Source organism: Bradyrhizobium sp. P2_E8 (assembly GCF_056403875.1).
Map to the genome: position 1 here is coordinate 1 of NZ_JBFUES010000514.1, position 5,283 is coordinate 5,283.

Here is a 5,283-nt window from a genome sequence, read left to right on the forward strand (position 1 = left end):
GCTGCGGCCGTACATGAAGCTGTACTCATCCTTCGGGCTGGGATCGGCCACCCCGCCGGCAGCCTCGGCCTTGCTGACGATGTCATCGACTTCGTCACGGCTGTCKGCCGACAGGCAGAGCAGCACCTGGTTCGAGGTCTTCGCATCCGCGATCGGCTTGGGTGTGAACTGGCGGAATTTGTCGTGAGTCAGGAGCATGGCGAAAATGCTCTCGGAGAAGACCATGCAGCTCGCCGTATCGTCGCAGAACTGCGGGTTCCTGACCGCGCCGACCGCCTCATAAAAGGCCGTGGCGCGCTTGAGGTCGGTCACCGGCAGGTTGACGAAGATCATCTTGGGCATCGGAAGCTCCTTGGGCGGGGTTCTGCCCAAGGACGGACGGGCAGACGGCCATCCGACACGGCTTCCGGATATTTTTTCAGGCCCGCCTGCCGTGGTTCTGTCGCACAGAACCGGCAGGCCCGGGCCGGCCTTACTTCTTCTCGTTCGGGTCCCGGTGCACCGGATCGATCCACAGCACCGTCTCGGGCTTCTCGACCGGCTCGATGTCGAGGTTGATCGCCACCGCCTCGCCGTCGCTGCGCACCAGCACGCATTCCAGCACCTCGTCCGGGCTGGCGTTGATCTCCTGATGCGGCACATAAGGCGGGACGAAGATGAAATCGCCGGGGCCGGCCTCCGCGGTGAATTGCAGGCTCTCGCCCCAGCGCATCCGCGCCTTGCCCTTCACCACATAGATGACGCTTTCGAGATGGCCGTGGTGATGCGCACCGGTCTTGGCGTCGGGCTTGATGCTGACCGTGCCCGCCCACAATTTCTGCGCGCCGACGCGGGCGAAGTTGATGGCGGCCGCGCGGTCCATGCCGGCGGTCGACGGCACGTTGGTATCGAGCTGATTGCCGGGAATGACGCGCACGCCGTCATGTTTCCAGCGATCGTCATGATCGTGTGCATGGTGGGAATGCGTGTGGTCATGGCCCGTCATGATCTTGCTTTCTGTTGGTTCCGTGCGCGGCAAACTAACCAATGCCTCGGCATCAAGCCATACCAAAAAAGGAACGCTCGCAGTCGCCCCGTGTTGTCCCCGCGATAGAACTGGAAGGAGAGTTTCATGGGTAGCACGACCGACAAGATCAAAGGCAACGCCAACGAGGCGATCGGCAAGGCCAAGCAGGGCATCGGCGAGGCCACCGGTTCCGAACGCCTGAAGGGCGAAGGCGTGGTCCAGGAAGTGAAGGGCAAGGGCCAGCAGGCCATGGGCGATGCCAAGGACGCCGCGAAGGAAGCGATCGATCGCGCCGCGGCTGCGGCAAGGCGCGCGGCAGAGTGACGCGCGTCAGGCTGAAAGCAAAAGACCGGCCGCAGGGCCGGTCTTTTTGTTTGTGCCGTCATTCCGGGGCGCGAAGCGAACCCGGAATCTCGAGATTCCGGGTCTGGTCGCTTCGGACCATCCCGGAATGACGGTGTAGATTATTTCACCGCGAGCAGTTCCACATCGAACATCAGCGTCGCGTTCGGCGGAATCACGCCGCCGGCGCCGCGCGCGCCGTAGCCGAGCTGCGGCGGAATGATCAGCGTGCGCTTGCCGCCGACCTTCATCGAGGCGACGCCCTCGTCCCAGCCGGCAATCACGCGGCCCTTGCCGATCGGAAACTCGAACGGCTCCTTGCGATCGACCGAGGAGTCGAATTTCTTGCCCTTCTGGCCGTTTTCATAGAGCCAGCCGGTATAGTGCATCACGCAGATCTGGCCGGGCTGCGGCGAGGCGCCGGTGCCGACGGCGGTGTCGATGATTTGCAAGCCTGAAGCTGTGGTCATGGTCTTTCCTGCGGTCTGGGCCGAGGCCGTGGTGGAAACGAAATCGGACACGCTGACGATCACAGTGATCGCGAGTGCCGACATGATGGCGAGGAGCACGCGCTGGACACGCTGCATGAGACACCTTCCGTTTGAGGCGGGAGGTGTCTAGCGCAACGCGGGTGCGGTTTCCAGCCGTAACGTTTGCAGCTCTGGGCCTCGCTCAGTAGCCGAGCGCGCAGCCGTCCTTGCGCGGGTCGGAACCGCCGGTGAGCGTGCCCTTGTCCCAGTCGATCCAGATCGCCTGGGCGCCGCCGAGCGGGCCGACCACGCTCGTGGTCTTGTGCCCTAGCTTCTTCAGGCCTTCGACGATGTCAGCCGGCACGCTGTCCTCGAGCTGGTACTGGCCCTCGTAGTGCAGGCCGCGCGGCATGTCGATCGCCTCCTGCACGTCGCAGCCATAGTCGAGGATGTTGGTCAGGAGATGGGTCTGGCCGGTCGGCTGGTACTGGCCGCCCATCACCGCAAACGACATCGTGGAACGGCCGCCCTTGGTGAGCAGGCCCGGCATGATCGTGTGCAGCGGGCGCTTGCCGCCCTCGATGCAGTTCGGATGGCCCGGCTGGATGCGGAAGCCACCGGCACGGTTCTGGAACAAGACGCCGGTCTTGTTCGAGACGATCGCCGAGCCGAAGGAATGCGCGACCGAATTGATGAACGAGCAGACGTTGCGGTCCTTGTCCACGACCGTGATGTAGATGGTCGAGGGGTTCATCGGCGGCGCGACGTTCGGCAGGTCGAGCATGCCGTCCATGCGGATCTTGCTGATGTACTCGTCGGCAAAGCCCTTTTCGAGCATCTCAGCGACGTTGATCTTCATGTGCTCGGGAGAGGCGACATGCATCTCGCGGTTCATGTAGGCGATGCGGGCGGCTTCGGCCTCGAGATGGAAGCGCTCGACGCTGAGCGGCGCGTACTTGGTCAGGTCGAAGCGCGACAGGATGTTGAGCATCAGCAGTGCGGTGACGCCCGGGCCGTTCGGCGGGCACTGCCAGACGTCGTGACCCTTGTACATCGTGCCGATCGGCGTCGTCGTCTCGGTGGTGTGCGCGGCGAAATCGTCGAGCGTGTGCAGGCCTCCGATGCCGCGCAGGGTCTCGACCATGTCCTCCGCGATCGCGCCCTTGTAGAAGGCATCGCGGCCGTCCTTGGCGATCGCCCGCAGCGTCTTGCCGAGCTCGGCCTGGCGGATGACGTCGCCGGCCACCGGCGGCTTGCCGCCCGGCAACAGGTAACGCACGGTGTTGGTGCCACCCTTCAGTTTCTCGAACTGGTTCTTCCAGTCGAAGGCGATGCGCGGGGCGACGACGTAGCCCTCTTCGGCCGCCTTGATCGCGGGCTGGAGCAGGCRGTCGAAGCCGAACTTGCCGTGATCGCGCAGCACGGTCGCGAAGGCGTCGATCACGCCGGGGATCGAGACCGCATGCGCCGAGGTCAGCGGCACAGAATTGATCTTGCGCTCGAGATACCAGTCGGCATTCGCAGCCTTCGGCGCCCGGCCGGAGCCGTTATAGGCGATGATCTTGCCCTCGCCGCGCGGCTGGATCAGCGCGAAACAGTCTCCGCCGATGCCGGTCGATTGCGGCTCGATCACGCTGAGCACGGCCGAGCCGGCCACCGCCGCGTCCACCGCCGTGCCGCCCTCGCGCAGCACCTCGATCGCGGCCAGCGAGGCCTGCGGATGCGAGGTCGCGACCATCGCGTTGGTGGCGTGGACCGTGGACCTGCCGGGGAAATGGAAGTTTCTCATCGAAGTTTTGCTCTCTCAGGGCTCTCTTGGGCCGTCGGCGCGGAGGGCGCGCCGTCTCGGAAAAACCGGGCCTACATGACACATTCCGGCCCGCCGGGGCAATGCTGGCATACCAGCGAAATGGCTGCCATCCGCTGGGCGTATAGACCTTTTGCCGTCCGGGGCCATGCGGGTTTTCTGGGCGGCGGCCGCCTGCTAAACGAGCCGCCATGATCCACAAGGTCGCCGCCTTCTACCAATTCGCCGCCCTGCCCGATTACCGCGCGCTGCGCGAGCCGCTGCGCGCGTTCTGCGCTGGCCTGGCGCTGAAGGGCAGCGTGCTGCTGGCGCAGGAGGGCATCAACGGCACGGTTGCGGGAGCGCCGGAGGCGATCGACGCCCTTGTCCATGAGCTTGCGCACGGCGCCCTGTTCGGCGGCCGGCTGGACAATCTCGAACTGAAATTCTCGACCGCCGAGACAATGCCGTTCGGCCGGCTCAAGGTGCGGCTGAAGAAGGAGATCGTCACGCTCGGGGACGCCGCTGCCGATCCGACGCGCCAGGTCGGCACCTATGTCGATGCCGCCGCCTGGAACGCGCTGATCGCAGCGCCGGACACGCTGGTGCTGGACACCCGCAACGCCTTCGAGGTGGCGATGGGCACGTTCGAGGGTGCGGTCGATCCCGGTATCAAGAGCTTTGGGCAGTTCAAGGATTTTGCCGCCGAACAGCTCGATCCGGCAAAACACCGCAGGATCGCGATGTTCTGCACCGGAGGCATCCGCTGCGAGAAGGCGAGCGCGCACCTGCTCGCGCGCGGCTTTGCCGAGGTCTATCACCTCAAGGGCGGCATCCTGAAATATCTGGAGGAAGTGCCGGAGGCGCAGAGCCGCTGGCGCGGCGAATGCTTCGTGTTCGACGAGCGCGTCGCGCTCGGCCATGGTTTGCAGGAACTTGGCCTGCGGGAACGGGACAAGGACGCGACACGTGACGAATGAGATCAAGACGCTGAGCGAACGCATCGACAGGCTGGAGACGCGCCTCGCCTATCAGGACGATACGATCGAGACGCTGAACCAGACCATCACCGCGCAGTGGAAGCAGATCGACGCGCTGACCCGGCAGATCGCACAGCTCAACGAGCGGCTGCAGGAGGCCGATACGAATGCGCCGGGACCTGCCAACGAGCGCCCGCCGCATTATTGAGCGATGTTACTGCTGGACGGCCTTTACTGACCGGACGCTTTGGGCAGCAGGTTCACGACCTCGCCCGACATCATCAGGCGGTCACGGCCCGTATCCTTGGCGGCGTAGAGCGCACGATCGGCGGCCTCGACGAGTGAAGCGGACCCTGCGGTGCGCTCGAACGCCGGCCGGCAGGTCGCGCCGCCAAGCGAGACGGTCACAGATACCGAGATCGGGCTCGAGGCGTGGACCAGGCCCGCCTGGTGAATGGCCTCGCGGATCCGCTCGCCGATCCGGGCGCAGCCGGCCGCATCGGTATTGGGGAGCAGCATGGCGAATTCCTCGCCGCCGTAGCGCGCCGCCAGATCGCCGGCGCGGTGCATCTCGGCCGCGAGGATGCTTGCGACCACGCGCAGGCAGGCATCGCCCGCGGGATGGCCGTATTCGTCGTTGTAGGCCTTGAAATGGTCGACGTCGATCATGAGCAAGGCGAGGCTGGAGCGGTCGCGATA

General features: G+C 65.2%; 8 protein-coding genes. 3 read left to right on the forward strand and 5 right to left on the reverse strand.

The window, feature by feature from the left end; translation table 11 throughout:
* Positions 1-342, reverse strand: a 342-nt coding sequence (locus AC1D00_RS25145) for a VOC family protein (RefSeq protein WP_477012505.1), incomplete at its 3' end; no start/stop codon positions are given.
* 130 nt (positions 343-472) lie between these two features.
* Positions 473-985, reverse strand: a complete 513-nt coding sequence (locus AC1D00_RS25150) for a cupin domain-containing protein (RefSeq protein WP_011085194.1) — start codon at positions 983-985, stop codon at positions 473-475.
* A gap of 126 nt (positions 986-1,111) precedes the next feature.
* Here AC1D00_RS25150 and AC1D00_RS25155 point away from each other — a divergent pair, with 126 nt between their 5' ends.
* A complete protein-coding gene (locus AC1D00_RS25155; protein ID WP_135177940.1) occupies positions 1,112-1,330 on the forward strand; it encodes a CsbD family protein in 219 nt (72 codons plus the stop codon).
* 140 nt (positions 1,331-1,470) lie between these two features.
* Here AC1D00_RS25155 and AC1D00_RS25160 read toward each other — a convergent pair whose 3' ends face one another.
* On the reverse strand, positions 1,471-1,935 hold the full coding sequence (locus tag AC1D00_RS25160) for an FKBP-type peptidyl-prolyl cis-trans isomerase (protein WP_477012506.1): 465 nt from the start codon (positions 1,933-1,935) through the stop codon (positions 1,471-1,473).
* Positions 1,936-2,020: 85 nt separating this feature from the next.
* Positions 2,021-3,607: a gamma-glutamyltransferase gene (gene ggt / locus AC1D00_RS25165; RefSeq protein ID WP_477012507.1), complete on the reverse strand. Its 1,587-nt coding sequence runs from the start codon at positions 3,605-3,607 to the stop codon at positions 2,021-2,023.
* A 209-nt stretch (positions 3,608-3,816) separates the two neighbouring features.
* Between ggt and trhO the strand changes: the two genes are divergently transcribed.
* Both trhO and AC1D00_RS25175 read left to right on the forward strand, forming a co-directional pair.
* Complete coding sequence (gene trhO, locus AC1D00_RS25170) at positions 3,817-4,584, forward strand: oxygen-dependent tRNA uridine(34) hydroxylase TrhO (protein WP_477012508.1); 768 nt, start codon at positions 3,817-3,819, stop codon at positions 4,582-4,584.
* Positions 4,574-4,792 carry a SlyX family protein gene (locus AC1D00_RS25175; RefSeq protein WP_477012509.1) on the forward strand — a complete coding sequence of 73 codons (219 nt, stop codon included), beginning with the start codon at positions 4,574-4,576 and terminating at the stop codon, positions 4,790-4,792. Before trhO ends, AC1D00_RS25175 begins: the two co-directional genes overlap by 11 nt.
* Positions 4,793-4,815: 23 nt before the next feature.
* Here AC1D00_RS25175 and AC1D00_RS25180 read toward each other — a convergent pair.
* Positions 4,816-5,283, reverse strand: a 468-nt coding sequence (locus AC1D00_RS25180) for a GGDEF domain-containing protein (protein WP_477012510.1), incomplete at its 5' end; no start/stop codon positions are given.

Bases quoted from the DNA above. Each gene is read 5' to 3' on its own strand.
- AC1D00_RS25160 (WP_477012506.1), bottom strand. From the start codon at position 1,935: ATGCAGCGTGTCCAGCGCGTGCTCCTCGCCATCATGTCGGCACTCGCG.
- AC1D00_RS25155 (WP_135177940.1), top strand. From the start codon at position 1,112: ATGGGTAGCACGACCGACAAGATCAAAGGCAACGCCAACGAGGCGATC.
- AC1D00_RS25150 (WP_011085194.1), bottom strand. From the start codon at position 985: ATGACGGGCCATGACCACACGCATTCCCACCATGCACACGATCATGAC.
- trhO (WP_477012508.1), top strand. From the start codon at position 3,817: ATGATCCACAAGGTCGCCGCCTTCTACCAATTCGCCGCCCTGCCCGAT.